Annotated in this window: 34 protein-coding genes and 1 pseudogene; 16 read left to right on the top strand and 19 right to left on the bottom strand. The window is 44.8% G+C overall.

Features of this window, described 5'->3' with window-relative positions; translation table 11 throughout:
• Nucleotides 1-400 precede the first annotated feature (400 nt).
• Both EWV66_RS11355 and clpS read right to left on the bottom strand, forming a co-directional pair.
• Nucleotides 401-1,231 carry a CPBP family intramembrane glutamic endopeptidase gene (locus tag EWV66_RS11355; RefSeq protein WP_052275999.1) on the bottom strand — a complete coding sequence of 277 codons (831 nt, stop codon included), beginning with the start codon at nucleotides 1,229-1,231 and terminating at the stop codon, nucleotides 401-403.
• Nucleotides 1,224-1,511, bottom strand: coding sequence for an ATP-dependent Clp protease adapter ClpS (gene clpS / locus EWV66_RS11350; RefSeq protein WP_002738526.1), 288 nt, complete (start codon nucleotides 1,509-1,511; stop codon nucleotides 1,224-1,226). The genes EWV66_RS11355 and clpS overlap by 8 nt, the downstream gene beginning before the upstream one ends.
• A gap of 337 nt (nucleotides 1,512-1,848) precedes the next feature.
• On the opposite strand from clpS, the gene EWV66_RS11345 reads away from it, so the two are divergent.
• Both EWV66_RS11345 and EWV66_RS11340 read left to right on the top strand, forming a co-directional pair.
• On the top strand, nucleotides 1,849-2,349 hold the full coding sequence (locus tag EWV66_RS11345; protein ID WP_052275998.1) for a hypothetical protein: 501 nt from the start codon (nucleotides 1,849-1,851) through the stop codon (nucleotides 2,347-2,349).
• A 23-nt stretch (nucleotides 2,350-2,372) separates the two neighbouring features.
• Complete coding sequence (locus EWV66_RS11340) at nucleotides 2,373-4,481, top strand: tetratricopeptide repeat protein (protein WP_287108195.1); 2,109 nt, start codon at nucleotides 2,373-2,375, stop codon at nucleotides 4,479-4,481.
• 132 nt (nucleotides 4,482-4,613) lie between these two features.
• Here the strand turns inward: EWV66_RS11340 and EWV66_RS11335 are convergent, their stop codons facing one another.
• From EWV66_RS11335 to EWV66_RS11305, 7 genes are all read right to left on the bottom strand, one after another.
• The gene (locus EWV66_RS11335) at nucleotides 4,614-4,817 is read right to left on the bottom strand and encodes a hypothetical protein (protein ID WP_052275996.1); all 204 of its coding nucleotides are present in this window, start codon (nucleotides 4,815-4,817) and stop codon (nucleotides 4,614-4,616) included.
• Nucleotides 4,818-4,977: 160 nt separating this feature from the next.
• Entirely contained in the window at nucleotides 4,978-5,211 is a 234-nt protein-coding gene (rpmE, locus tag EWV66_RS11330; protein ID WP_002760058.1) for a 50S ribosomal protein L31, read from the bottom strand.
• A gap of 19 nt (nucleotides 5,212-5,230) precedes the next feature.
• Nucleotides 5,231-5,644 carry a 30S ribosomal protein S9 gene (rpsI, locus tag EWV66_RS11325; RefSeq protein ID WP_002737094.1) on the bottom strand — a complete coding sequence of 138 codons (414 nt, stop codon included), beginning with the start codon at nucleotides 5,642-5,644 and terminating at the stop codon, nucleotides 5,231-5,233.
• A 4-nt stretch (nucleotides 5,645-5,648) separates the two neighbouring features.
• A complete protein-coding gene (gene rplM, locus EWV66_RS11320; protein ID WP_002735375.1) occupies nucleotides 5,649-6,104 on the bottom strand; it encodes a 50S ribosomal protein L13 in 456 nt (151 codons plus the stop codon).
• Nucleotides 6,105-6,237: 133 nt separating this feature from the next.
• Nucleotides 6,238-7,068 carry a tRNA pseudouridine(38-40) synthase TruA gene (truA, locus tag EWV66_RS11315; RefSeq protein WP_287108192.1) on the bottom strand — a complete coding sequence of 277 codons (831 nt, stop codon included), beginning with the start codon at nucleotides 7,066-7,068 and terminating at the stop codon, nucleotides 6,238-6,240.
• A gap of 2 nt (nucleotides 7,069-7,070) precedes the next feature.
• Entirely contained in the window at nucleotides 7,071-7,421 is a 351-nt protein-coding gene (gene rplQ / locus EWV66_RS11310) for a 50S ribosomal protein L17 (RefSeq protein ID WP_002766099.1), read from the bottom strand.
• 21 nt (nucleotides 7,422-7,442) lie between these two features.
• A complete protein-coding gene (locus EWV66_RS11305; protein WP_002737965.1) occupies nucleotides 7,443-8,384 on the bottom strand; it encodes a DNA-directed RNA polymerase subunit alpha in 942 nt (313 codons plus the stop codon).
• 3 nt (nucleotides 8,385-8,387) lie between these two features.
• Between EWV66_RS11305 and EWV66_RS11300 the strand changes: the two genes are divergently transcribed.
• Nucleotides 8,388-8,561: a hypothetical protein gene (locus EWV66_RS11300; protein WP_158499321.1), complete on the top strand. Its 174-nt coding sequence runs from the start codon at nucleotides 8,388-8,390 to the stop codon at nucleotides 8,559-8,561.
• Between the two features lie 16 nt (nucleotides 8,562-8,577).
• Here EWV66_RS11300 and rpsK read toward each other — a convergent pair whose 3' ends face one another.
• The 5 genes from rpsK to EWV66_RS11275 form a co-directional block, all read right to left on the bottom strand.
• On the bottom strand, nucleotides 8,578-8,970 hold the full coding sequence (rpsK, locus tag EWV66_RS11295) for a 30S ribosomal protein S11 (RefSeq protein ID WP_002735413.1): 393 nt from the start codon (nucleotides 8,968-8,970) through the stop codon (nucleotides 8,578-8,580).
• Nucleotides 8,971-9,009: 39 nt separating this feature from the next.
• Nucleotides 9,010-9,393, bottom strand: coding sequence for a 30S ribosomal protein S13 (gene rpsM, locus EWV66_RS11290; RefSeq protein WP_002735415.1), 384 nt, complete (start codon nucleotides 9,391-9,393; stop codon nucleotides 9,010-9,012).
• 93 nt (nucleotides 9,394-9,486) lie between these two features.
• Nucleotides 9,487-9,600, bottom strand: coding sequence for a 50S ribosomal protein L36 (gene rpmJ, locus EWV66_RS11285; protein WP_012593611.1), 114 nt, complete (start codon nucleotides 9,598-9,600; stop codon nucleotides 9,487-9,489).
• 127 nt (nucleotides 9,601-9,727) lie between these two features.
• Complete coding sequence (infA, locus tag EWV66_RS11280) at nucleotides 9,728-9,958, bottom strand: translation initiation factor IF-1 (protein WP_002737109.1); 231 nt, start codon at nucleotides 9,956-9,958, stop codon at nucleotides 9,728-9,730.
• Nucleotides 9,959-10,304: 346 nt separating this feature from the next.
• Entirely contained in the window at nucleotides 10,305-10,571 is a 267-nt protein-coding gene (locus EWV66_RS11275; RefSeq protein ID WP_002736524.1) for a YciI family protein, read from the bottom strand.
• A gap of 344 nt (nucleotides 10,572-10,915) precedes the next feature.
• On the opposite strand from EWV66_RS11275, the gene EWV66_RS11270 reads away from it, so the two are divergent.
• Together EWV66_RS11270 and glcD are read left to right on the top strand one after the other, a co-directional pair.
• Nucleotides 10,916-11,467, top strand: a complete 552-nt coding sequence (locus EWV66_RS11270) for a 2'-5' RNA ligase family protein (protein WP_287108187.1) — start codon at nucleotides 10,916-10,918, stop codon at nucleotides 11,465-11,467.
• 148 nt (nucleotides 11,468-11,615) lie between these two features.
• Entirely contained in the window at nucleotides 11,616-13,082 is a 1,467-nt protein-coding gene (glcD, locus tag EWV66_RS11265) for a glycolate oxidase subunit GlcD (RefSeq protein WP_002796022.1), read from the top strand.
• 29 nt (nucleotides 13,083-13,111) lie between these two features.
• On the opposite strand, the gene EWV66_RS11260 is transcribed toward glcD, so the two are convergent.
• Complete coding sequence (locus EWV66_RS11260) at nucleotides 13,112-13,876, bottom strand: hypothetical protein (protein ID WP_052275993.1); 765 nt, start codon at nucleotides 13,874-13,876, stop codon at nucleotides 13,112-13,114.
• 299 nt (nucleotides 13,877-14,175) lie between these two features.
• On the bottom strand, nucleotides 14,176-14,943 hold the full coding sequence (locus EWV66_RS11255) for a creatininase family protein (RefSeq protein WP_287108185.1): 768 nt from the start codon (nucleotides 14,941-14,943) through the stop codon (nucleotides 14,176-14,178).
• A 69-nt stretch (nucleotides 14,944-15,012) separates the two neighbouring features.
• Between EWV66_RS11255 and EWV66_RS11250 the strand changes: the two genes are divergently transcribed.
• Complete coding sequence (locus EWV66_RS11250) at nucleotides 15,013-15,768, top strand: response regulator transcription factor (protein ID WP_287108184.1); 756 nt, start codon at nucleotides 15,013-15,015, stop codon at nucleotides 15,766-15,768.
• A 47-nt stretch (nucleotides 15,769-15,815) separates the two neighbouring features.
• Nucleotides 15,816-17,135, top strand: coding sequence for a sensor histidine kinase (locus tag EWV66_RS11245; protein WP_287108182.1), 1,320 nt, complete (start codon nucleotides 15,816-15,818; stop codon nucleotides 17,133-17,135).
• A 64-nt stretch (nucleotides 17,136-17,199) separates the two neighbouring features.
• Here the strand turns inward: EWV66_RS11245 and EWV66_RS11240 are convergent, their stop codons facing one another.
• Complete coding sequence (locus EWV66_RS11240) at nucleotides 17,200-17,448, bottom strand: hypothetical protein (protein ID WP_287115962.1); 249 nt, start codon at nucleotides 17,446-17,448, stop codon at nucleotides 17,200-17,202.
• A gap of 71 nt (nucleotides 17,449-17,519) precedes the next feature.
• On the opposite strand from EWV66_RS11240, the gene phoU reads away from it, so the two are divergent.
• Complete coding sequence (gene phoU / locus EWV66_RS11235; RefSeq protein ID WP_002759704.1) at nucleotides 17,520-18,188, top strand: phosphate signaling complex protein PhoU; 669 nt, start codon at nucleotides 17,520-17,522, stop codon at nucleotides 18,186-18,188.
• Between the two features lie 49 nt (nucleotides 18,189-18,237).
• Here the strand turns inward: phoU and EWV66_RS11230 are convergent, their stop codons facing one another.
• The gene (locus EWV66_RS11230) at nucleotides 18,238-19,107 is read right to left on the bottom strand and encodes an ABC transporter permease (protein WP_072926151.1); all 870 of its coding nucleotides are present in this window, start codon (nucleotides 19,105-19,107) and stop codon (nucleotides 18,238-18,240) included.
• Nucleotides 19,108-19,399: 292 nt separating this feature from the next.
• On the opposite strand from EWV66_RS11230, the gene EWV66_RS11225 reads away from it, so the two are divergent.
• From EWV66_RS11225 to EWV66_RS11205, 6 genes and pseudogenes are all read left to right on the top strand, one after another.
• Complete coding sequence (locus tag EWV66_RS11225; protein ID WP_052275987.1) at nucleotides 19,400-19,876, top strand: NAD(P)H-quinone oxidoreductase subunit N; 477 nt, start codon at nucleotides 19,400-19,402, stop codon at nucleotides 19,874-19,876.
• A 260-nt stretch (nucleotides 19,877-20,136) separates the two neighbouring features.
• A pseudogene (locus EWV66_RS24125) lies at nucleotides 20,137-20,334 on the top strand (hypothetical protein); the annotation flags it as partial.
• Between the two features lie 3 nt (nucleotides 20,335-20,337).
• Nucleotides 20,338-21,780, top strand: a complete 1,443-nt coding sequence (gene gltX, locus EWV66_RS11220) for a glutamate--tRNA ligase (protein ID WP_052275986.1) — start codon at nucleotides 20,338-20,340, stop codon at nucleotides 21,778-21,780.
• Nucleotides 21,781-22,038: 258 nt separating this feature from the next.
• Nucleotides 22,039-23,121, top strand: a complete 1,083-nt coding sequence (locus tag EWV66_RS11215) for an ATP-dependent 6-phosphofructokinase (RefSeq protein WP_052275985.1) — start codon at nucleotides 22,039-22,041, stop codon at nucleotides 23,119-23,121.
• A gap of 508 nt (nucleotides 23,122-23,629) precedes the next feature.
• The gene (locus EWV66_RS11210) at nucleotides 23,630-23,905 is read left to right on the top strand and encodes a BrnT family toxin (RefSeq protein WP_052275984.1); all 276 of its coding nucleotides are present in this window, start codon (nucleotides 23,630-23,632) and stop codon (nucleotides 23,903-23,905) included.
• Nucleotides 23,886-24,143, top strand: coding sequence for a hypothetical protein (locus EWV66_RS11205; RefSeq protein WP_052275983.1), 258 nt, complete (start codon nucleotides 23,886-23,888; stop codon nucleotides 24,141-24,143). Before EWV66_RS11210 ends, EWV66_RS11205 begins: the two co-directional genes overlap by 20 nt.
• 341 nt (nucleotides 24,144-24,484) lie before the next feature.
• Here the strand turns inward: EWV66_RS11205 and EWV66_RS11200 are convergent, their stop codons facing one another.
• Complete coding sequence (locus EWV66_RS11200) at nucleotides 24,485-25,279, bottom strand: PEP-CTERM sorting domain-containing protein (protein ID WP_052275982.1); 795 nt, start codon at nucleotides 25,277-25,279, stop codon at nucleotides 24,485-24,487.
• Nucleotides 25,280-25,459: 180 nt separating this feature from the next.
• Between EWV66_RS11200 and EWV66_RS11195 the strand changes: the two genes are divergently transcribed.
• Entirely contained in the window at nucleotides 25,460-25,768 is a 309-nt protein-coding gene (locus EWV66_RS11195) for a type II toxin-antitoxin system HicB family antitoxin (RefSeq protein ID WP_052275981.1), read from the top strand.
• Nucleotides 25,765-26,172, top strand: coding sequence for a type II toxin-antitoxin system VapC family toxin (locus EWV66_RS11190; RefSeq protein WP_052275980.1), 408 nt, complete (start codon nucleotides 25,765-25,767; stop codon nucleotides 26,170-26,172). The genes EWV66_RS11195 and EWV66_RS11190 overlap by 4 nt, the downstream gene beginning before the upstream one ends.
• Nucleotides 26,173-26,521 lie beyond the last annotated feature (349 nt).

The raw sequence follows: 26,521 nt of genomic DNA, 5'->3' as shown, positions 1-26,521 counted from the left end.
TTGTGGAGAATTCTCCTGCTGATTTAAGTAGGTGGGTGGAATTAAATATAAGATGAACGTAGGTTGGGTTGAAGCATGAAACCCAACGCCCGCTCATGTTATGCTACCGTTAACCCATCCTACAAATAATTGTGCCTCCCTACTTAACTACAAAATTATCTTTCTTGGCACTATTAGGTTTTATAGGATTTATTATTTGGTCATTATGGCAACCAAAAACTACTAATGTCGTGGTGACACCCTCACCTAGTATTCCAGAAATTTGTGATAAACGAGATTTTAATATCAGCTTAGACAGGACTATTCAACAACTGCAAGAATTGGAAAGGAAACAAGGTGATCAGTTTTCGGCTATAACTCTCATGGGCAATTTCCCCTTTATAGTAATTGATTTAATCCCTTATCGTTCACTCAAAACTGCTTTTTTTCTGATCCAGATAGCGAGAATTGTCAGGAAAAGTAAACCCATCACTCCCGCTAAAGGATTTTTATCGATTCCAGTTAACCAATCGGGAACAGTACCAGTGTATTTAATTAACTGACCCACATTTAATATATAGTATGCCCAGATTAAACCCCCGTGCAGACCGATACTTTTACCCAAACTACCACCACAGGCGCGTTTTGCCCAACCGAGAATCAATCCTAGGAGGACTAAGGCAGGAAATTGGGGAAAAATGCGGATAATTTCGGCTAAAGGTTTAATAAAGTGAGCAAGCGCGAAAATTAAGGCACTAATCACTAGAGCGATAGCAGGACGATAATCCTTTTCTAATTCTCCCAGTAACCAGCCCCGAAATAGCAATTCTTCGGCAAAACCCACCGCTAAAGCGACTAAAAACCCCTCCAGGATGATTTTGCTGATCTGGGGATTTGCGGGTAAGAAATTTAACCAACCTAGGAACGCTTGGGACAGAAAAAGCGAGAAAGTGAAAAATAAACCGATCGCTAACCCGTTAATTAACTCGATCGGCGTTTTTCTTCGCCAAATCAACCCATAATCGGCTAATCCCTCATCACCATAAATTGTCCGTCCCCACCAATGGGATAACCCCAAAAATTCCAGATAGAGAACAGAAAGGGTCAAAATTGAGACCAGATTAGCATTAGTGGCAAAAAAGTGATAGAGGGGAAGTGCGATCGGCAACCAGAGAAAAAGTAAGAGCAAAATAAAAATTCCCAGTCGCAGGGGGACTGGGTAAGTGGCAATTACCCGCAATCTTTTATTCATCGGGTTCGATACTGCTAGTCAAACCTTTATTTTTCAAGGTTTCACAGTAAAATTCCGCGTGTTCTTGGATGCAGGTAATCACCAAGGCTGTACCATTCGTGTGCGCTTCCATCATGATATCGACTGCTTGGGGTTGCGTCATACCGGCGATCGTTTGCATTAAACTCTGAACCACATACTCCATCGAGTTAAAGTCGTCATTGTGGAGTAAAACGCGATAACGCGGTGCTGGTTTACGGATTGTCGCTGTGGAACGCTTTTCGATGACTTCTGTGGACACCGTGTCTCTCCTTTGAATCTATATCACAAATAAAGGTCAATTACTAATGATCATAATCAAAATTTCCAGATTGAGCTAGGCTTTTTTTGTGATCCGTGAGGGGTTGGGTGTTGGGGAGTGGGGGACAGCCAAAGGAATGACATTTTTAGATGGATAAGTAGCTGGTTATAATTAAATTAAAAATCGATTTTAGGTTCGATCCCCCCTGCCCCCCTTGATAAGGGGGGTGCCGATCCCCCCTTAGTCCCCCCTTGATAAGGGGGGTATCTGACAACTTTTAACGCCTACCTACTTAGATCATAATTGAATTAATTGGCTAATTTAAGCTTATTTTCCCATGGCTACTGGCGAATTACAAAATCTCGATAAAAATATTCAACGCTTGAAAGAACAATTAGCGGAAAAGCGAAACACTTTAGTCACAATTGCACCGGAAGAACAAGTTAGGATCAAGCAGCAGATCGAAGATTTACGCCGACAAATTCGGAATTTTGAACGAGAAAAATGGGATTTAATCGCCAGCGAGAGTCAAGAAGCATCTTTTCCTGATGCCGAGGTAATGGTAGCAGAAATTGTCACAGAATTGACGGCAATTACCACAGAACCGCCCCGTGAACTTGCTTCTGTACAAATCTTAGAATTATTAAACCAAATTCTGGCTAAACTCAATCAACCAGAGGGACCAGCAGCAGCCAAATTAAAAGCGGCTATATCTACTATACCTCCTTTTGTTTCCCTGACCTACGAAGCGGAATTAGATACTGAGTCAACTTTTAAGCGTTATTTTCCCACATTTAATCGTGTGATTGCAGGGGTGAAAAATCGTCTAAAAAAGTAAGTAATCCCTCTATCCCTAGTAATGTGGGCAAAAGTACGGTTAATTTTGTCGGGAGGGAAGATGAGTTAACCTTAATTCATCAGCAATTGCAAACAGAACAAGGGGTGATTGTTTGTGCAGTGGAAGGGTTAGGGGGAATAGGAAAAACCGCTTTAGCTTTGGAATATGCGAAACGATACCAACAGGAATACGCGGCACAATATTGGTTATCCTTACGACTATCGGGTTTAGCAGAAGAAATAGTTAAATTAGCCGCTCCCTATCTATCTTTACCAGAAATATTGAAAAAAGAATCTTTAGAAAAACAAGTGTACTGGTATTGGCAAAATTGGCTACCTCAGCAGGGAAAATTATTATTAATTCTCGATGATGTCCCCAATATCGACCGAATTCCCGATCGAATGTTACCAAAAGATTCTAGGATTAAGATATTAGTCACCACTAGAGAAAGGTGTCTTAGTACGGAATTTAAGTCTATAGCTTTAGATGTTTTACCCTTAGATAAATGTGTAGAGTTATTAACCAAAATTGTTGGCACTGCTAAAGTTGAGAAAGAAAAAGCTTTAGTAGAACAGATTTGTCACGAAATTTTAGGACGCTTAACCTTAGCAGTGGAGTTGGTGGGGGAATATTTAGCAAAAAATCGTCATTTAAAGTTTAGCCATTTACGCGATAAATTAAATTTAGCTCATACTGCTTTAACTAAGGAAAGAAACCACAGAGATTATGGACATTTAGGAGTAGCAGCCGCAATTAAAATCAGTTGGGATGATTTAAGTTCTGCTGGTCAAAAAGTGGCAATGCTGTTGAGTTTATTCGCACCAGTGGCTATTGCTTGGACGTTGCTAGAAGATACGGCAAAATCCACGGAAATTACCGAAAGCGAACTAGAAGAAGCGCGGGGACAATTGGATAATTCTCATCTGATGCAACCCGTGGATGAGGACTATTCTTTTTATCGGATTCATCCCCTCGTGAGAGAATTTTTTCAAGAGAAATTACAGGCAATTCCTCAGATAAATTCTCTTTATCGATGCGCTTTTGTGGAAACTTTGTTAACCATTGCTAAAACTATCCCGCAAACCCCCACAAGGGAGATTATTGCAGCGGTAACTCCCGCAATTCCCCATCTGCAACTTGTCAGTCAAACCATGTTAGATGATATTCCCAACCCGGAAGATAATTTAATTTTGGTGTTTCTTGGGGTAGCTTTGTTTTATAAGGGACAGGGAGAATATGATTTAGCAGCAGTTCCCTTCACAAAATGTTGTGAAGAAATCCAATCTCGCTTAGGAGAAAACCATCCAATTGTTGCTGCCAGTCTCAATAATTTAGCAGGATTATACCGCTGCCAAGGCAGATACGCAGAAGCGGAACCCTTGTATAAGCGCTCCGTTTCTCTGATAGGACAGCTATTAGGAGAAAACCATCCTAGTGTTGCTACCAGTGTCAATAATTTAGCACTCTTATATCAATGCCAAGGCAGATACATAGAAGCAGAATCGTTGTATAAGCACTCCCTTTCTCTAAGGGAACAGCTATTAGGAGAAAACCATCTCGATGTTGCACAAAGTCTCAATAATTTAGTAGTGCTATACGAATACCAAGGCAGATACATAGAAGCGGAACCCTTGTGTAAGAGATGCCTTTCTCTGATAGAACAGCTATTAGGAGAAAACAATCTCTATTTTGCTACCATTCTCAATAATTTAGCGGAATTATACCGCTTCCAAGGCAGATACGCAGAAGCGGAACCCTTGTCTAAGAGATGCCTTTCTCTGAAAGAACAGCTATTAGGAGAAAACCATCCCGATGTTGCACAAAGTCTCAATAATTTAGCTTTTTTGTACCAATGCCAAGGCAAATACGCAGAAGCGGAACTGTTGTATAAGCGCTCCCTTTCTCTGCGGGAACAGCGATTAGGAGAAAACCATCCTAGTGTTGCTACCAGTCTCAATAATTTAGCAGAATTATACAAATACCAAGGCAGATACGCAGAAGCGGAACCGTTGTATGTGAGAGCTATTGCTATTTATCAAGAAAGATTAGGAGAAAATCATCCCGATACCCCAAAAGTAAGGCAAAATTTTATGATTCTGTTGTCGCGATTATCCGATGAAGAATTACAGTAAAGATTCCCCGATGAGATAGTTAATCTGTTAAAAAGTATCAGGTAGGTAAAAATATATATATCTCCTTCCCCGGTTTTACTGGGGAACGCTCAGTTTCCGGGATATCCTAACCAAGCTTCTCAATCTTCTAGTTCAGAGAAATCGAATAAAGCTGCTGCCTTCCTTTAAATACGCGCAAAAAAGTCCCGTACAACTGGCAAAATTTTGTCTTTGCTCTGTATCTTTTATTTGCTTGACTTTTTGAGCAACTTGTGCTAATAAATCTGGGAGCGAGTCTAAAAATAGGGTGTAGGCAACGGTATGCGATCGCCAATACCGCATCAGATTATACTTCATCTTTATGAGAAAAGCTGTATGAAGACAGGCACTGATGCAAAAGGGAGAATAAATAATCAGTTTTTAATAACCGGATTTAGTATGACCCTAGCAGCCTAAAAATAGCAAAAAACCCGGTGGGAAAATCTCCCCACCGGGTCAAAAAGGCAAAAGTAAAGAATTATTTCTGATCGGCCTTTTTGCTTGACTTATCGCCCATTTTGTACTTACGCAAGAAGCGATCGACCCGGCCCTCCGTATCGATCATCTTCTGGGTTCCCGTATAAAAAGGATGATTACCAGACCAAACCTCCACATGAATTTCTGGTTTTGTCGAACCCACCGTCATCACCAGTTCACCATTACAGATCACCTTAGCTTCCGGATACCAAGTAGGATGAATTTTTTTCGGCATAATAAACCTCTCTATTAACCTAACGTTTCGAGTATTGAGGCGCTTTACGCGCTTTGTGAAGACCGTATTTTTTCCGTTCCTTCGCCCGGGGATCCCGAGTCAGATAACCTTCACTCTTGAGGGGAGGACGATTTTCCGGGGCCAATTGACATAAAGCTCTAGCGACACCCAATTTCACCGCGTCCGCTTGGCCGGTCAAACCACCGCCCTCGGCCTTAACGATGATATCATACTCGTTTTCCAGTCCCAAGGTCTCCAGAGGAGCCTTAATCGTCTGGATATAGGTGGGAATACGGTTAAAATGGGTTTCCCCATCGCGACCGTTAACGGTAATTGCCCCCGTCCCCGGCACGAGACGCACGGAAGCGACCGCCGATTTGCGTCGTCCCGTTCCCCAATAAACTACCTTATTTTTACTGTCCGTGGCTTGCATTGACTTAATTTCCTCCTGCGGGAATCGTATTAATCGCTAAAACTTCCGGTTGTTGTGCCTGATGGGGATGTTCCGCACCGGCATAAACTTTCAGTTTCGTGAACAATTTCCGACCTAAGCTATTTTTCGGGAGCATTCCCTTAACAGCGTGTTCGATAATCCGTTCGGGAATGCGTTTTTGCAGTTTATCGAAGCTTTCTACCTTCATACCACCCGGTCTGCCGGAGTCGCGGCGATAAACTTTCTGTTGGCGTTTTTTGCCCGTCACCGTCACTTTTTCAGCGTTAATAACAATGACAAAATCCCCCGTATCCAGATGGGGGGTGAAGGTGGCTTTATTTTTGCCCCGTAGAATCATTGCGATCTCGGTGGCCAGACGACCTAGACGCTGATCGGCCGCATCAATGACGTACCATTTCTGCTCTAGAGTCTCTAAATTTGGTAGAGGTGTTTTGTTCATGGTCAGTTTGCCTTGGTTTACAAAAATAAACTTTTTTTATTGCCCACCTGGGTGTTGGGGGGTTAGGGTTTTAGGGTTTTAGGGTTTTAGTTGAAATTTCCCCATTTCCCTATCTCCCTATTCCCCCATGTCCCTATTCCCCTATCCCCTCTGCTCGGAAATAATAAAGAGGCTGAGTCTCGAACCAGACGCTATCGGCAAAGGGAAAATCGGCGTAACCCACCCGCAGTAAACATAGTCCTTTAGCTGGTGCGGCGTATTTGACCAATTCTCGGCGCTGATTGACCCAGATGTCGGTAAAGTTTTCTAGCGATCGCTCACCAGTTCCCACCTCCACCAACATTCCCACCAATAGGCGCACCATCCCGTACAAAAAGCCATTGGCTTGAATTTCCATCTGTACAAATGGCCCTTGACGGTAGCATTCCACCCCTTGTACTTCTACCCAGGAATGGTCACGACTAGAGTTAGCACGGTGAAAGGCGGCCAGATGGTGCTTACCCAATAGGGGCTTTAAGGCCCTGGCCATCAAATCGGCATCGAGGGGACGATGGTAGTAGTGCCAACTAAAGGGGCTAACAAATAGATTGGGGATGGGGTCCGTATAGAGGGTGTAACGATAACGTCGCCAGAGGGCTGAGAAACGGGCGTGCCAGCGATCGGGAACCTGGGCCGAGGCCCGAATGACGATATCGTCATCTAGCCGAGCATTGAGAACCTTGGCCCAATGGGCAGGTGGGATCGGACTCTGCTGCTGGAAATGGGCAACCTGGGCGGCGGCGTGAACACCGCTATCGGTACGTCCGGCCCCGTGCAGAGTGACCGCATGACCGAGAATATCGGCCAGAGCCTTCTCGATTTCTTCCTGCACACTCCTGTGATGGGGTTGCCGTTGCCAGCCGTGGAAATTAGTTCCCACATACTGGATAACTAGGGCGATCCGCGACTGGGGGCAAGCTGTCATCGTTACATCAGTTCGATAATCGCCATAGGGGCATTATCCCCGCGACGGCGCAGGGTACGCACTACCCTGGTATAACCGCCGTTACGGTTGCCATAACGGGCTTGGGCGCCTTCAAAGAGGGCGTGAACCAGTTGTTTGTCGTAGATGTAGCCCATGGCTTGGCGACGGGCGCTCAGGGAACCGTCTTTAGCTAGGGTGATAATGTGGTCTACCTCTGCTCGCACCGCTTTTGCTTTCGCTAGGGTGGTGGTGATCTGACCGTGGCGAATTAGCTGGGTGGCCAAGCTGCGCAGCAGTGCCTTTCTTTGGTCAGCCGGCAGACCCAATTGAGGCACTTTACACCGATGTCTCATAGTATTTTCCTGGAATTGGGTTTACTTGCTTTTTTCTTGGGGTAGGGTGATGCCTAACCGTTTTTGTAGGGCTTCAATGACTTCTTCCGCCGATTTCTGCCCAAAGTTTTTGATTTCTAAGAGATCTTCTTGGCTGTAATCGAGGAGGTCGGCTACGGTGTTGATCTGCGCTCGCTTCAGGCAATTGTAGGCGCGCACAGATAATTGTAGTTCCTCGATCGGAATTTGGTTTTCTTGGTTGATCTCTTGGTCGTCAAAGTTACCTGAGGATTCGAGGGCGTTGAGATCCTTGAGCGGGTTAAAGAGATTGACCAGCATATCGGCCGCTTGGGAAAGGGCTTCTTTGGGGTTAATGCTCCCGTTTGTCCAAATTTCTAAGAGCAGACGATCTCTAGCTTGACCGCTTTCGGAACGGATATCTTCGACGCTGTAGTTGACTTTGGTTACGGGCATAAAAATCGAGTCGATTTGCAGAAAGTCCAGCGAAGTGGCTTCTTCTTTACTGCGATCAATCGCCCGGTAGCCTTTGCCTTTTTCCACGCGAAATTCCATCTCTAGCTTGGCCCCTTCGGCCAGGGTAGCGACGTACTGATTGCGATCAACTATCTCGATTTCTGAGGGTAAATCGAATTGTGCCGCCACTACTGTCGCTGGTCCAGTTGCCACTAAACGCCCGATCTGGGTTTGATTGGTGTAGCTTTTGAGGATGATTTCTTTCATGTTGAGCATGAGTTCCATCACGTCCTCGCGTACCCCCTCGACGGTGGCAAATTCGTGATTGACTCCCGCAATCCGCAGGGCCGTCACGGCCGCTCCTTCCAGATTGGAAATGAGAATCCGTCTCAGGGCATTACCTACGGTCGTACCCTGGCCTCTTTCCAGAGGTTCTAGTACGAATTTACTGTACTGACTCTGATTCTTGTAAGTTTTTGCTTCTACACACTCGATTTGAAATTGCGCCACCGATTGACCTCCCTTGTTCAGTTTTCAGTTATCAGTTATCAGTTATCAGTTTTCTTTGGCTTTCAGCGTTTAGCGTTTGGCGTTCAGCTTTTTGAGCAGATGGTCTTTGACGACCGGATTCTGCTGCTGATGCGCTCAAAGCTAACGGCTGTCGGCCTCAAGATCCCTGTCACCTGAAAAAGCTGTTCACTGTTTACACTCTCCGGCGTTTGGGAGGACGACAACCATTGTGGGGGATGGGAGTCACGTCCCGGATCAGGGTGATTTCTAATCCTGCTCCTTGCAGGGCCCGGATTGCGGTTTCCCGTCCTGCCCCGGGGCCACTAACCATCACTTCTAGTTGACGCATTCCCTGTTCGATCGCTCGGCGGGCGGCGTTATCGGCGGCGGTTTGGGCGGCGAAGGGGGTTCCTTTTTTGGCTCCTTTAAAACCACTCGATCCCGCCGATGCCCAAGAGATCACATCGCCTTTGGTATCGGCGATCGTGACAATGGTATTGTTGAAGGTCGATTGAATGTGAGCGACTCCGGTAGGAATATTTTTCTTCTGTTTTTTCGGTCCGGTTTTTTTGGTTGGTCGCGCCATAGTTTTTCTTGATTGGGGGATATCGCAATGAATAAAAAATTATTTCTTGGAGGGGGCTTTTTTCTTCCCTGCCACTGTCACCCGACGACCGCGACGGGTCCGCGCATTGGTTCGCGTCCGTTGCCCGCGCACGGGTAATCCTAGCCGATGCCGACGACCCCGATAGGTGCCGATATCGGCGAGGCGTTTGATGTTCATCGCCTCCCAGCGTCTCAAATCCCCCTCGATTTGATAATTTGTTTCGATATAAGTCCGTAGCGCCGCCACGTCTTCATCGCTGAGATCCTTGACCCGAGTGTCAGGGTTAACACCCGTCGCAGATAAGACTTCTTGGGAACGCGATAGACCCACTCCGTAGAGGTAGGTCAGGGCGATTTCCACACGCTTATCGCGAGGTAGGTCTACACCAGCTATCCTTGCCACGCTTTTTTTTTCTCCCTATGAACGATTTTTTTTCCAAAAACGACTACAATTAACGGTAACGATTCTCTGCCCCAAGACAGTGACTTTGGTGGGTTAACCTTGTCTCTGCTTGTGTTTGGGGTTAGAACAAATTACCATGACTCGACCGCGCCGACGGATGACGCGGCACTTTTCGCACATTTTTTTGACAGACGCTCTAACTTTCATGCCTAAGTATTCTGGCAACACTGCAAGCTTATTATTATATCAGATTTGTTTTACCCGTGTCACCTATTTTTTTAAAATAAATTTGGCCGCTTATTAGACTTTTTGGCTTCTCTGCCCCTATTTATCGCTATTTTTTTTGATTTTTCAGGCGATAGGTGATTCTGCCTTTGGTTAGGTCGTAGGGGGTCAGTTCCACTTTGACTCGATCGCCGGGGAGGATTTTGATATAATTACGTCGGATTTTGCCAGATATATGGGCTAAGACGTTGAAACCGTTATCTAAATCCACCCTAAACATGGCGTTGGGCAAAGATTCGGTGACGGTTCCTTCCATTTCGATGAGATCTTGTTTAGACAAAGTTAATTCCTCAATTTCACTAGAGACAATTTAATTTAATGATCGGCAGCAGCAACCGTGCTTTCAGCACAATTCCCCCAGTATAGCTTATCAGTTATCAGTGATCAGTAATCAGTAATCAGATGTGAGTTTTCAGTCCACAGCAAAAAAGCTCCCCATCTCCCCACTCCCCCCGCAACGCGCACGAAGTGGTCTCCCGACTCCCGACCCCCATCTCCCCACTCCCAGGCAGTATTAACGAGTAATATTTAGATAATCAACAGCTTAACATTGCTGTGTTTTCACTGATGACTGATGACTGATGACTGATGACTGATGACTGATTACTGTTCCCTGAAAAGCTAGATTACTCGACGACAATTCGCCATTCATGGAGTTCGTATTCCACACAACCATTCTCGATTAAAGGATCGCGAACTATAATTGCTTGAGCCTCCTCAAGAGAATCGGCCTTAAATAATAACATTCCGCCGCCCCTTTCTGCCCAATAACCGGTTTTTGCTGCTCGTCCTTGGCTAATTAAATCACGCACATAGTCCTTATGGGCGCTGACATAGCGATCGAAGGTAGTTTTATCAACAATGCCTTTTTCTATCTTGACAAACCAGGGCATAAATTTCCAGTAGGCTAGGACGGATTAACAACCCTATAATTATACCGATTAATCTTGGCCGTCGATGCTGCCATGTAACAGAGCTAAGCTCTTCCTAATTTAAATTGCTTGTTGAGACGAGGCAAGGGGCAAGAGGCACTCATGCAACCCCCCCAACCCTAGTAGGGTTGATTCATGAATCAACCCTACCTTGAATCAACCCTACTAGCAGGGGGACGAGGGAGATTCGGCTAATCTAAGAATAAGCGGTTTAAATACGTCTTAGCTTATACAATTAGCTTAGAGTTGTGGAAGACTGCTAGAATCGAGGTGACAGCCTCATTTCTGTAGCTTTGCTTGCTTCCATGAATCAACCCCAGGGATCTCTATTTTTTATCGCGCTTTTGCCGCCGCCAGAAGTACAGGAAATTGCCACAAAAATCAAGTTAGAGTTTGCAGAAATTTACAATAGTTGCGCCGCCCTGAAATCGCCTCCCCACGTCACTCTCCAACCCCCTTTCCGCTGGAATTTAGGACAATTACCGGATTTAGAAAGATGTTTAGAGGAATTTGCCCGCTTGCACGCTCCTATTCCCCTAATTCTCCAGAATTTTGCCGCTTTTAAACCGCGAGTCATTTATATTAATGTCCAGAAAACCCCAGAATTATTAACCCTGCAAAAACGGCTTTTACACCAGCTAGAATCTTCCTTAAATATCATCGATAATACCTCAAAAAGCCGAGCTTTTGCGCCCCATTTAACCGTTGGCTTCCGAGATTTAACTAAAGATAATTTTTGGAAAGCTTGGTCAAAATATGCTAATCAAGAGCTATTTTTTGAGGTGATGATCGATGAAATTACCCTCCTAATTCATAACGGTAAGCACTGGGAAATTTATCGGCAATTTTCTCTATGAATCTAGACCCTTGCAGGTTTCTATCTACAGAGGAAGGGGTTCTAGTGCTAAAATAGGAGAGAGCAGCTTTAAAAGCTTTATTTCTGGCTTTTTTGCGATATTTTAACCTATAGAGCCATTTTACTGCGACTCCGCCGCCCTGAAACCTATGTTACTCAAAAATCCCCCGAAAATCTCCCCCAATCTGATCAAACAGCTAGAAGCGATCCTTGGCAAAGATGGAGTCATCCGTCGCAAAGATGAATTATTAACCTACGAGTGCGATGGTATCACAGGATACAGACAAAGACCCGCTCTTGTGGTGCTGCCTCGCAGCACCGCAGAAATTGCGGCGGTGGTGAAACTCTGTCACGATAACGAGATTGCCTGGGTAGCGAGGGGTGCAGGAACGGGCTTATCGGGAGGGGCGTTACCCTTAGAAGAGGGGATTCTCATCGTCACGGCGCGGATGAATCAGATTCTCAGGGTTGATTTAGATAATCAAAGGGTGGTGGTACAGCCCGGGGTGATTAATAATTGGGTGACGCAAGCAGTAAGCGGGGCGGGATTTTATTACGCACCGGATCCCTCTAGTCAAATTATCTGCTCGATCGGTGGTAATGTGGCGGAAAATTCCGGCGGGGTTCACTGTTTAAAATACGGCGTGACTACCAATCACGTTATGGGCTTAAAAATCGTCCTTCCCGACGGTTCAATTATCGATGTGGGGGGTGCGGTACCGGAACAACCGGGCTACGATTTAACCGGTTTATTTGTGGGTTCCGAGGGAACTTTAGGCATCGCCACGGAAATCACCCTAAGAATTCTGAAAACTCCGGAATCTATCTGTGTTTTACTGGCCGATTTTACCAGTATCGAGGCAGCGGGCCAAGCGGTGGCGGATATTATTAAATCGGGAATGATTCCGGCGGGGATGGAGATTATGGATAATCTCAGTATCAACGCCGTGGAAGACGTGGTGGCTACCGGCTGTTATCCCCGGGATGCCGAGTCAGTTTTATTAGTGGAATTGGATGGTTTAGGGGTAGAAGTAACCAGGAATAAGCATCGGGTTGCCGAGATTTGCCGTCAAAATGGGGCGAGAAATATCACCACGGCTAATGATGCCGAAACCCGCTTGAAACTCTGGAAGGGCAGAAAAGCGGCTTTTGCGGCGGCGGGGAAAATTAGCCCTAATTATTTTGTCCAAGATGGGGTGATTCCCCGCACTCAATTGGTCTATGTTCTTCAGGAAATTAAGGCTTTAAGTGAAAAATACGGTTATAAAATCGCCAATGTTTTCCACGCCGGGGATGGCAATTTACACCCGTTGATTCTCTACGATAACAAGGTGGAGGGGGCCTGGGAAGAAGTGGAGGAATTAGGCGGTGAAATTCTCAAACTTTGTGTGCGGGTTGGCGGCAGTTTATCGGGGGAACACGGTATCGGCATCGATAAAAATTGTTATATGCCTGCTATGTTTAACGAGATTGACTTAGAAACTATGGGCTATGTGCGGGATTGCTTTAATCCCAAGGGTTTGGCTAACCCGGGGAAATTATTCCCCACCCCGCGCAGCTGTGGGGAAGCCGCTAATGCCAAAATACAAGGGTTTGCGGGGGTGGATGTGTTTTAGGTTATCGGTAAATATTGACTGACTACTGATTACAGTCCACCTTGGGGTCCTAGGGGCAGATTGATATTGGAGGGGAAAACTGGGACTTGTCTTTCCAGAAAACGCTGAGTGATTAATTCTCGGAAAATCTCTAGGTCTTTTTGCCATTGTCCCAGATATTGTTTGAGCAGATTTAATCGATCGCTGCCCTCGGCCAGATTATAGTTAAAGTTACCAGCAAATAATAGCGCCCCTAAAATTTTGCCATCGGGTAATTGCAATTTTGCCTCGTTAATCGCCACGGATAGCTGAGAGGTTTCTAACTGATAAAATAGATTGATGCCAGCTTGTAGGGGTGCTGTACCGAAATTGAGCCAGGGACCGGGGGCCAAAAGAGTTTCGGTGATATATTTTTTAGCGGCATCGGGACTACTAGGGAAAGGAACAATACTTTTCGGGGCGATACCCAGGGCTTGATATTCGGCTAAAGGGAGTTTATCTAGATATAAACCGACAATTTCCGGCAGTTTCAGGTTCAGGCTATCGGGAGAGTTAATTATCTCCACAAAGGTAATTTTCCGGGGTTGGGCGACGATGCTGATACCATTTTGAAAATTAACTTGAGCGTAATTAGGATTGAGTACCGGCTGGCCATTTAATTCCCAGTCGGGGGGAACTATTCCCGAATATTTGAGGAAATCAACCGTTAACATGGCGGGATTGAGGCTTTTGGCGGTAATTGCGATGGCAAGTTCTTGTATTTCCCGCAAACTAACCAGAGGTTGATTGGAGTTATTGTCAGTGGTGGTAATCATCAATTTTCTCCTTGGATATTTAAGTTTTCTTTCTAAGTGGGTGGGGGTTAAAAATTGTTCAGATCTGCCCCTTATTAAGGGGGGCAGGGGGGATTAAGGGGGGATCAAAGACAAAATCTATCTTCAATTTAATTGAAACCACCCCCCCTTATCAAGGGGGGCAGGGGGGATCCCCCCGCCTATCGGCACCCCCCTTATCAAGGGGGGCAGGGGGGATCGAACCTAAAATCCATTTTTAATTTAATTATAACCAGCTACTTACTTAGGGTTACAGTTAAATTATTCCGGGTCTCGGTGGCTTAGTTACTAATCAACTCAGACACAGGACAAGAGAGCCATTCTAGATAAGTATTACTCAATTCTTTCACCGCTAATTCATAGAATCTCTGACCGTGTTCGGGAGTCGCTAAAGCAGGATTGGAACCCATACGACCATCGGGGTAATTTTGGCGAAAATTAGCCGCACCGTAAATACCATGACCAGAAGCCACTTTTTCCGATAAAAAGGCATTTTTACGGCTTTCAGGGTAAAGATACTGAGTTAATGCCACTTCGCTCGGTGTAGCGTGGGAACCCTCCTGCTCTCCATATAATTCTTTGGCTAAAAGATAAACTTCTCGCACCATAAACCAATTGGCCACTTGACATTTAACCTCGTTTGTGTTAGGCAAATTAAGGGAATCCAAATGATAATAGGTTTCCGAAAAAGCGGCCTTTAGGGTGGCAATATTGCCCCCGTGACCATTAATAAAGAAAAATTGACGAAAACCGGCTCTAGCTAAACAAGTCACATAGTCGAGGATGACTTGAATCAAAGTGCTAGGACGAAGACTAATTGTACCGGGGAAAGCCGTATGATGTAGGGCCATACCGACATTTAAGGTCGGTGCTACCATTGCTCCTACCTGTGTCCCTACTCCTTTAGCGATCGCCTCCGCACATAGAGCATCTGTACCAATTAGTCCCGTTGGCCCGTGTTGTTCCGTGGAACCAATAGGAATAATAATTCCCTGAGATTGTTCTAGATAGGATTCCACCTCTAACCAGGTGGATAACTGTAATAACATTCGGCTCTACCCCCCCGAGTGCAGGTTGACCAATTGAGATAAAATTAGGACGAATAATCAAGTATTTTTATGTTAACCCTTGACACCCCCCCCTTGTCGGCGAGTACGGATTTCGTTCCCAATCATCGGATTTTAATCGTCGAAGACGAAGAAGTGATTCGGGATATGATTATTTTGGCTTTGGAAGAAGAAGGTTATGAGGCGCTCGGTGTTAGTGATGGTCGCGCTGCTCTAGAATTGCTGCAAAGTCAAGAATCTAGTAATCACGGTGAATCTCGGTTTGATTTGGTCGTTTTGGATTTGATGCTACCCCAAATCAGTGGTCTTGATATCTGCCGTCTGTTGCGCTATCACGGCAATATTATCCCGATTTTAATCTTAAGTGCTAAGGCCAGCGAAACCGATCGAGTTTTGGGTTTAGAAGTGGGTGCCGATGATTATCTGACTAAACCCTTTAGTATGCGAGAATTAGTCGCTCGTTGTCGCGCTCTGATTCGTCGTCAAGGATTTACTTCCCTTGCTGCTGCTCCCGTGCGAAAATTCCGCGATGTTCTTCTCTATACCCAGGAATGTCGGGTGACGGTGCGAGATGAAGAAATTAACCTTTCTCCTAAAGAATTCCGTCTCTTAGACCTATTTATGAGTTATCCGCGCCGAGTTTGGTCAAGAGAGCAGTTAATTGAACAAATTTGGGGACCAGATTTTTTAGGAGATACCAAAACTGTCGATGTTCACATTCGCTGGTTACGCGAAAAACTAGAAATCGATCCCAGTCAACCGGAATACCTAATTACTGTACGCGGTTTCGGTTATCGTTTTGGCTAGGTGAGCGATTATATTTTCAAATTTAGCGATCGCCGCTTTCTGGGATAATGACTATTTTCGCTTTTATTTTCGGAGTAGTTTTAGGTTTGAGTATTTGTTATTGGCAAGTCTCACGCTTAAATGGGGAGTTAAAGCGAAATCTAATCGCTCTCTCGGATTCGGTGGATTTATCGGCCTCTTTTCCCGTTACCTCCCTGGTACGTCGAGAATTACAGTTTCTCTCCCAAAGTCTGCAAGAGCGAGAAAAGAGCTTAGAAATTCAGAAATCCTTGCTAGAACTAGCGCCGATCGCCTATCTTCATATAGATGCCGATAATCAACTGCTCTGGTGTAATCAACAGGCAATAACCCTCTTAAAACTCGATCGCTGGCAGCCAGATCAGGTACGTCTGCTGCTGGAATTGGTGCGCTCCTACGAATTAGATCAATTAATTCAAGAAACTCGCCAAAAACAGAGTCCACAGGTGCAAACTTGGACTTTTTACCCGACTAATTATCCTATCACCCCTATCAGCGATCGCCAAGTGATTGCTCCTAAATCGATTGCCTTGAAGGGTTACGGTTATCCCTTGCCAGAAGGTGAAATCGCTGTATTTATCGAAAATAGACAGCCTTTAGTGGAATTATCGCAAAATCGCGAGCGAGCTTTCTCTGACTTAACTCACGATTTACGCACTCCCTTAACCTCCATTTCTCTCCTTACCGAAGCTTTACAAAAACGCCTCCAAGCTCCCGAAAGACGCTGGTTAGAACAAATGGCGAAAGAAGTGGAGCGTTTGAGCCAATTAGTGTGCGATTGGCTAGAAATCAGTGAATTACAAGCGGATGCGGGGCGATCTTTACAATACCAGATGATCAATCTACAGGATCTAATCCGCGCCGCTTGGCAAACTGTCACCCCAATAGCCGCCCAAAAACAGATTAGCTTAGATTATTCCTCTCCGGTGGATTGGACGGTAGAAGTTGATCGTTCTCGTCTGCTGCAAGTTTTCCTAAATCTCTTTGATAATGCCATTAAGTATAGTCCCGATCAGGGGAAAATTCGCCTAGAAATTCGAGAAATATCCGATACTATCGGGGAAAAATGGCTAAAAATTGACGTTATCGACAACGGGAAGGGATTTAACGAAGCGGATCTACCCTACGTTTTTGATCGCCTCTTTCGCGGTGATCCTTCCCGCACCCGTCAAAAACAAAGCACAAGGGATTATAGTACCGGTTTAGGTTTATCGATTGCCAAAGAGATTATTCAAGCCCATGGCGGTTCGATCGTCGCTCAAAATGATCCTAACACCGGCGGCGCTCGCCTACAAGTCACTCTCCCGCGTCAAAAAAAGGAGGTGGGAATTATGAATTATGAATTATGAATTATGAATTGGGGAAGTGGGGTGTTGGGGTTTTAGGGTTTTAGGGTTTTAGGGTTTTAGGGTTTTAGGGTGTTGGGGTTTTAGGGTGTTGGGGTTTTAGGGTTTTAGTTGAATTTCCCCATTTCCCCATTTCCCCATTTCCCCATTTCCCCATTCCCCCATTTCCCCATTCCCCCATTTCCCCATTTCCCCATTCCCCCATTTCCCCATTCCCCCATTCCCCCATTTCCCCATTTCCCCATTTCCCCATTCCCCCATTCCCCCATTTCCCCATTCCCCCTAGAGAAAAAAATCTGTCAAGTTCTCTAGACAACTGTACAAAATCGAAAATTTTCTTGTTATGACTGTAGAGAAAGAGTAGTTTTATGTTAAGCGAATCCGACCGTGAGCCTATCCAAAGAAACCAATCATCCCGATCGCACCTATTTCGCTCGTTCTCTCCAGCGATTGGAACAGGATGTGCTGAGAATGGGAACCTTGGTCGAAGAATCCTTTCGTCTTAGCCATCAATCCCTTTTTGCTAGGGATTTGGAAATGGCGAAAAAAATCGCCCCCCTTGACAAGGAAATCGATCGCTACTACCGTCAAATCGAGTTAGATTGTGCCACTCTCATGACTCTACAGGCTCCCGTAGCCCAAGATTTGCGGCTTTTAAGTGCTTTTATGCAATTAGTGCGCGATTTGGAACGTATCGGCGATTATGCCAAGGATTTGGCTGAAATAGCTCTCAAATTATTCGCCTATACTCCCCACGATTGTATGGGTGAGATCGAGGCTATGTCCCACCATGCCCAGTATATGTTAGCCACGAGCCTTGTTGCTCTGGCCGACCTCGATCAAGAAGCAGGTCCAAAGGTGAAAGAACTAGATAATACGGTCGATCGAGCCTATGATTATCTCTATCACACTCTCGCCCATCAAAGAGACATCAAAGGTGTGGTGGAACCAATCCTGCTGATGGCTTTACTAATCCGTCATCTGGAACGCATGGCCGATCACGCCACCAATATCGCCCAAAGGGTATCTTACATCGTTACCGGACAGAGAGGCTGAGGGTGTGGAAGTTCCTGAGATGATTTCTCTCGAACTCTGGCCCCCGCTTTTAGCGTTTACGACTCAGAGGGTTAAAAATTTCACTTAACCCCTCTCCCAAGAGGGATAAACCCACCACCATCGTGGTCATTGCTAATCCGGGGAATAAAGTGGTCCACCAGATACCTGTAGATAAATCCGCCAAAGCTTCCTTGAGATCATGACCCCATTCAGGCACTTCTTCCGGTAATCCTAAGCCTAAAAAGCCTAAACCGCCTAAAACCAAGATCGCATCCGCCGCGTTGAGGGTAAAAAGAACTGGGACACTCTGGACGACATTAAAGAAAAGATATTTTGATAGTATCCGGCTAGGACTGGCACCGATCGCTCGCGCCGCTTCGATAAATAACTCATTTTTAACGCTGGCGGTTTGATTTCTGACCACGCGAAAATATTGGGGAATATAGGCAATGCTAACAGCGATCGCTACATTGACGATACCACGACCCAAAACGAAGGCCAGAGCCACCGATAATAATAACCCCGGCAAGGTGTAGAGGGTATCCATGAGAAAGAGGAGAACGCGATCGATCTTACCCCCCAAATAACCGCTAATTAACCCTAAAGGAACCCCGATGACTAAAGATAATCCTGTGGCCAAAAATACCACGGACAAGGCCGCTCGCGCCCCGAATAGGGTGCGGGAAAAGACATCATAACCGCGCACATTCGTCCCGAACCAATGGGCGGAACTGGGGGCTTGTAGGGGATAATTGCTTAAAATGTCGGTTGGATCCTGAATCATGCCGATCGCTTGCAGAAGGGGCGAAAACAGGGCAATCAGGATAAAAATAATTGTCAATACCAACCCAACCCCTAGGAGTTTAGTGGTTAGGTTGGGTTTCAGAAAAGGATCGATCGGCAATTTAACAGGAGTCATCGACAAAATTTAGCCATTGCATAGAACGCTAATTGTACAAGAGCAGTGTTTTTTCAAACAGCTGGGGCCGAAACGACCATAAACCAGAGCAAGACTGCTAAAGCTAAAACAGTTAGTTTAATCAGGATATAAAGCAGTCCGTTGGGATAAAGGAGATCGTGAAACATATTGCCTCCTCGGGAGAGAGTAGCGATTGTCCCTCTCTACCTTTGATCTTAAGTCTTTCTCTGTTCACCTGACCCACAACTTAACAAAACGTGCGATTATAGGGAAAAAGATTTTTTTACTAACTATGGCACTACTGACCACAGGAAAACCATTTATTCGCGATCTGGAACAATACGGTGCTTTAGGGGTTTACGCACCCTTAGAAGGGGGTTACGAGGGACGCTATCAAAGACGTTTACGGGCCACTGGTTACAATGTCCTGCATATCACCGCTAGAGGTCTAGGGGATTTAAGTGCCTATCTGACCGGCATTCATGGAGTCCGTCCCCCCCATTTAGGTAAAAAAAATATTGGTCGGGAAGCAGCCGTGGGACCGGTTTATTTTATTCCTCCCATTGCTACCTATCAATTAGAAAATTTACCCCCCAAATCCAAGGGTTTAGTGATTTGGATTATTGAAAGTTTTGTTTTATCCTCGCAAGAAAAACAATACTTAATTAATCTTAGTCAACAGGAACCCCGGTTAAAATTTGTCCTCGAATTGGGTGGGGAAAGATATTTCCGTTGGCAACCTTTGAGCAAATCTTTAGTCGCTGCCTAAATTTCCCAAATAACACGGGTACTGAAAGATATCCCCCTCAACCCCTCTCCCCGGAGAGGGAAACTTCAATTCTTGAGAGTTTGTTGTTCCTTTCTCACCCTTGGTAGCTATTTATTTAAGTAGGGAGGCACAATTATTTGTAGGATGGGTTAGCGGTAGCGTAACCCATGCGGGAGTTGGGTTTCATGCTTCAACCCAACCTACGTTCATCTTATATTTAATTGCACCCACCCACTTAATTTTGGCTCTTCGGTTTTTAGCGATTTTTGTTAATTGTTTTTTGTCTAGAGCGAACTAATCAATTAAATCTCTTGCCAGATAAGGATTTAGTCGATTTATGCCCCCCTATCGAACCATACCAAGTAACGAAGAACCTTAATTTTCTTAATTTCGAGAGTTTGCCTAGGAGAATTTGCAATAATATGGGATATCGTTGCCGCAAAAAACCTAGGAGTTAGATCGTGACAGTGAGAGTTCGTATTGCCCCCAGTCCCACGGGAAATTTACACATTGGAACAGCACGCACAGCCGTGTTTAACTGGCTTTTTGCCCATCATCACCGGGGTAAATTTATCTTGCGCGTGGAAGATACAGATTTAGAACGTTCTCGACCAGAATATACGGAAAATATTCAAGCGGGCCTACAATGGTTAGGACTGAATTGGGATGAAGGTCCTTTTTTTCAAACTCAACGCCTTAATTATTATCGTCAGGCTATTCAAACCCTGCTCGATCGAGGTTTAGCCTATCGTTGTTATTGTACCCCGGAAGAATTGGAAAAAATGCGGGAAGAACAAAAAGCCCGCAATCTTGCCCCCCGTTACGATAATCGTCATCGTTATCTCACCCCCGAACAACAAGCGCAATTCGAGCAAGGGGGGAGAAAAGCAGTAATTCGTTTTATTATTGATGACGATCGAGAAATTATTTGGCAGGATTTAATCCGGGAAAAAGTTATCTGGAAAGGTAGTGATTTAGGGGGGGATATGGTGATCGCTCGTACCTCGGAAAATGCCGAGGAAAACTTCGGTCAGCCTCTCTATAATTTAGCGGTAGTTGTTGATGATATTGAGATGGAAATTACCCATGTTATTCGTGGGGAAGATCACATCGCTAATACCGCTAAACAAATTCTTTTATACGAAGCTTTAGGGGCAAAAGTGCCAGAGTTTGCCCACACTCCTTTGATCTTAAATCAGGAGGGTCGCAAGTTATCTAAACGGGATGGAGTTACTTCGATCGATGATTTCCGAAAACTGGGTTTTTTGCCGCAAGCTTTGGTTAATTACATGACTCTCCTCGGTTGGACTCCTCCCGATTCCACTGAAGAAATTTTTACCCTTGAAACGGCCGCTGAAGTGTTTAGTTTAGAACGGGTAAATAAAGCAGGGGCAAAATTTGACTGGACGAAATTGGATTGGATTAATAGTCAATATCTCCATCGTTTAACCGGTGAGGAATTAGTGCCTTTACTCCTTCCCTACTGGCAAGAAGCGGGGTATAGTTTTGATGCTGAAACCGATCGAGCTTGGTTGGTCGGTTTGGCTACTCTCATCGGTCCGAGTTTAACTCGTTTAAGCGATGCTGTGGCTGAAAGTCGCTTACTTTTAACCCCTCTGGCTAATTATAATCAGGAGGCTTTGAGTCAATTACAATTAGAGGGAGTTAAGGATATTATCAAGGATATTCTCGCCGCTATTAGTCCCGATTTGACTGGAGAAGTTGCTAAGGGTATTGTGGAGACAACAACTAAAGCCCATCGGGTGAAAAAAGGTCTAGTGATGAAGTCTCTACGCGCCGCTTTGATGGGGGAGTTACATGGTCCGGATTTAATGCAGTCTTGGCTACTTCTTAATCAAAAAGGTTGGGATCTATCCCGTCTTCAGCAAGCAGTAAATAGTTAAATTGATTGGCTATCAGTTATCAGAAAATTTCTCGTATATTAGGGTTGACAAATGCCCTAAAATTGCTATATACTTTCTAGTATAATGGAAATCCGTGTCGCCCTGCATACCCTGCTCGTGATCGATTACTGAGGGGATGAGGGCGGATTTTTCCCCTAGCTGTCAGGGACGATCTAGAAACTTTCTTAATTTTTAGGCATTATCCGCAACTTTTCCCTAAATATAGATTTGTTAATCTCCTGACAAAAAGCTAAAGCTATGGGTGAAAAAAAACGAATTGGACTTCTCACCAGTGGTGGCGACTGTGCGGGTTTAAATGCCGCCATTCGTGCCGTTGTCCACCATGCCACTGGCAATTATGGCTGGGAAGTGGTGGGTATTCGAGAAGCAACTAACGGATTAATTAACCGTCCCCCCAAAACCACGATCTTTGATATTGAAGGAGTCGATCGCCTGTTAGTGATGGGAGGAACAATTCTCGGTACTACCAATAAGGGGGATCCCTTCGCTTTCCCGATGCCAGATGGAACCCTGATCGATCGCTCTCAGGACATCATCGACGGCTATCATAGTCTGGGACTGGATGCCCTGATCGGCATCGGTGGCGATGGTAGTCTGGCGATTTTGCGCCGTATTGCCCAACAGGGAGGCATTAATCTGATTGGTATTCCCAAAACCATCGATAATGATGTGGGAGCTACAGAAGTCTCCATCGGCTTCGATACAGCTACTAATATCGCCACAGAAGCCCTCGATCGCCTCCATTTTACCGCCGCTAGTCATAACCGGGTGATGATTCTAGAAGTTATGGGTAGAGATGCTGGCCATATCGCCCTGGCTGCCGGTATTGCGGGAGGGGCCGATATCATTCTCATTCCCGAAATTCCCTACCGATTAGAGAAGGTCTGCGAGAAGATCCGGCAGCGGCAGCGTATGGATAAACAGTTTTCTCTGATTATTGTCTCCGAGGCTGTGCGTACCGAAACTGGCGATCGCCTAGTGCAAAAGAAAGCCCTAGGAGAAGATCGTCTCGGGGGTATCGGTCGCTATTTAGCCGAAGAAGTTGCCAGGGAAACCGGGGCCGAAACGAGAGTGACTTTCCTGGGCCACATTCAACGGGGGGGCATTCCTTCTCCAATGGATCGCCTACTGGGGGCGGCTTTTGGCGTGGCGGCCGTGGATCTGATCGCCCGGGAAGAATTCGATCGCATGGTGGCCTGGCAAAATCGGCAAGTGGTCAGTGTTCCCATTGAGGAGGCGATTAAAACCTATCGCATCGTCGATCTCGAAGAAACTTTAGTCAAAACCGCCAGGGGTTTGGGTATTTGTCTAGGGGATTGAGATTAAATCTAGGGGAATCGGTGCGAGAATTAACCCTTAAGTAGGTAGGTGTTAAAAACGATCAGTTCCCCCCTTATCAAGGGGGGATTAAGGGGGGATCGAACCTAAAATCTATCTTCAATTTAATTATAACCAGCTACTTAATTAGCGCCCTTTCCCCACTGATTAAAATTACCCCTCAAATAAAGAAGTTATTTCACCATTAAGATAACTGCTGTAATTAACTTCCGTTATGGCATAAAATTACAATATAGTCATTTCAATTAAGATTGAGAATATCAATGCCAGAGTCCATAAGAGTTTAACTGGTCTAGAGTGTATCAGACTTGTCTGAAAGGACTATAAGATAAACTTCGCAGAATATACACACTCCTCCCCCCCCGTTGTATCAAAAGCTACAATTTAATAAATCTTTACATTTCTCTCCCCTTAGTCCCTCGCCTTCGGGAGCGATGGGTTAGCATAGACTGGGTGAAAACAATTTTTCTCCATTGATTTCGGGTATCTCATGCGTATTCAATGGGATGAAGCCAAACGACAGCGAGTTTTAACAGAACGTGACATTGACTTCACTCGGTTAAACGATCTGCTTTACAAACCTTACATCGAAGACCAACGCTCTGAGCAGCCAGAACAATATCGGATTGTTGGCTTTGCGGGCGGAACGTTAACAACATTCATCGTAGAATACAGAGTCGATGAAGTCGGTGATTACATTTGGGTTGTCACCGCTTGGAAATCAACTAAACAGGAGCGCAAAAGCTATGAGGAAACAGTCAACTGAAATTAAAGATATTGAGGAAATTGCTCAACAAGCACATCTAGGGAAAGATGTCTCTGAGCATTTCACAGGTAATTTTCAGGTTAAGCAACAAATTAATCTTGATTTTCCCCCGGAATTACTAGGAAGCATAGATGTGGAGTGTCAATTGCAGAACATGAATCGTCAGGATTGGATCAAGATGGTTTGCGTTGAAAAACTCCGTGCAATTCAATCTAGCAGAATAGCCAATACTGTTTAGTGGGGTCAAAGTATCCTACGCTACAATTTAATAAATATTTACATTTCTCTCCCTCGCTTAGGGATTGACAGGGAAAGGTATTTTTCCCTGTTTTACCCCTTCTCAGGCGAACTATCCGCTTCCGTGAGGGATTTTGGTGCGGTATGTCGCATTTGCCTTTGCCTTCAGCGATTCAGATTTTAGTTTTTTTGATTGTACTGATAGTGATCGCCATTTCCCCTGAAGAAGTTGAAGAAACTTGTTTGGAAGTCGCTCCAGTGCAACAGGCAAAAAATAAAACCCCCTCAACTGACTGAATGAAGGGGCATTTATAGTATTTTTGTAAGCAATTTAGCCGACTTTTATGGCTTCAGTTTGCGCTTGAGGGTTGAAGCTGCGCCGAGAGTGCCGAGGGTTAATAAGCTGAGGACTGTAGAGGGTTCGGGAACTGTAGTTGAGATAATAAAGCTTCCACCATCCCCAGCAATTGTTAGACTAGGATTTCCCTGTAGCTTGATGTTCAAGGTGGAAAAAGTCCCCAATAACGCCACAGAACCGTAAGCGGAACGAGCACCAGTAGTCGGAGGGGGAGTGGAGGGAGAAAGACCAACGCCAGTAAAAGGATCCGCATCGGCGATGATTTTGTTCGTGGTATTGACTGTTAAACCATCGCCACCACCACCGTTACCGCTCAATAAATTAAGTGCGATCGAACCATTGCTGGGATCAGAAAAATCATAGATCATCCCGTCAAGGTTGGCAACATGAAAGATGGGATTAGTCACCGGCGAGCTAAACTGAATCTTTAAAGTAGCAGTTTGGCCAGTCTGATTAAACATTGTATAACCTACCCGATCACCTAAACTTTGGTATGGAGTATAGATGTTGCTGTAGCTGTATTGAGGGGTAGTATTATTGATTGTTGTTCCTTGCCAACTTGTCGGGTTAATACCCGAAATCGTAAAGTTAGGTCCGCCACCAGCGAGTATAGAACCCGTAACGTTCACTCCTCCTAGGGTTCCCACGAATCCCCCAGTACCAGGTCCACCGGGGGTAAAGCTACTCAAGTCAAGGAAAACTGCTGCTTTCGCTTGGGGGGTCGCAATCAGGATACTGCTTGTCAGCGCAGTGATAGATAGCAATGAAACAAATTTCATTTTTTAGTGGTTTTAAGATAAACTTCCGCATCATACACACTTCTCCCCCCCCATTGTATCAAAAGCTACAATTTAATAAATCTTTATATTCCTCGACTGGCGATTCACACAGTTGGCGAATCTCCATTCCTACAAATTACAATTGAGTTAAGATATTCATTTGATTTAAATAGGTGAGCGATGAAATCAAAAGTCAGTATTGAAATAGAAAAGAGAGAAGGAAAATATTCTGCTTACAGTCCTGAAATTAAAGGATATATAGCAGAAGGAAATTCCTTAGATTCAGTCATTGATGCTATAAAACAAGCCATCCAATCCCATTGGCATCAACAGGAAGAAGAATCCAGCAAGACAACAGCCCAATCGCTTCTCGAACTTTTTGAAAATATTACAGCCGGCATGAACGAAACGGAAATCAACAATTTGCCGATGGATGGCGCACAAGAACATGACCACTATATCTATGGTATTCCTAAAAGCGATTCATGAGAACTATCTTTGCTGATACATTTTATTGGACAGCATCCATCAATCCTAGAGATAATTGGCACGGTCAAGTAATTGCTATTACTCGCACATTAGAACAATTTTGTCTCGTGACAACTGAAGAAGTTTTAGCAGAGACTTTGACTTTTTTTTCAGCTCACGGTAGTCAGATGCGACAGCGTGCTTGTCAACTTGTTCAAGGAATAATAAAAAACCCCAATATTCAGGTAATCCACCAAACTCATGAATCATTTTTAGCGGGTTTAACTCTTTACAAAAATCGTCCTGACAAAGAATATAGTCTCATTGATTGTATCTCTATGCAGACGATGCGAGAACTGGAAATTATCGAGATATTGACCCATGATAAACATTTTACTCAGGAAGGTTTTGTCATTTTGCTATAGTGCAATCGCCCTCGATTATTAAGGTATTTAATCAAGTTAATAAAGGCAAAAAATAAAACCGGCTCTCTTAGGTTTGGTGGGTAAAATGTATTCTAAGATACATTCCTCCTACCGAGGGGGTGAAACGAACCACAAAGACACAAAGGACACAAAGATTGATCGATTCTATGTAAGTTAAACTTATCACACAGAACCTAGAAGAGCCGTGGATTGGGAGAGTTTTAGTTTGCGGGTGGTGATTCGGTAGTAGTGATGGCGGCTTAATCCTTTGCTTTGCTGTGCATTGTAGTCATGGATAAAATACCAAAGGGTTCCCCAACGTGATTCTCCATTTTTTTAGAGAAAGATA

Origin of the sequence: Microcystis sp. M_OC_Ca_00000000_C217Col, assembly GCF_007095585.1 — a bacterium.
In the GTDB taxonomy this organism is placed as follows: Bacteria; Cyanobacteriota; Cyanobacteriia; order Cyanobacteriales; family Microcystaceae; genus Microcystis; species Microcystis panniformis.
The sequence above is the reverse complement of the archived record's forward strand: the minus strand, read 5'-3'. Positions and strand labels throughout refer to the sequence as shown.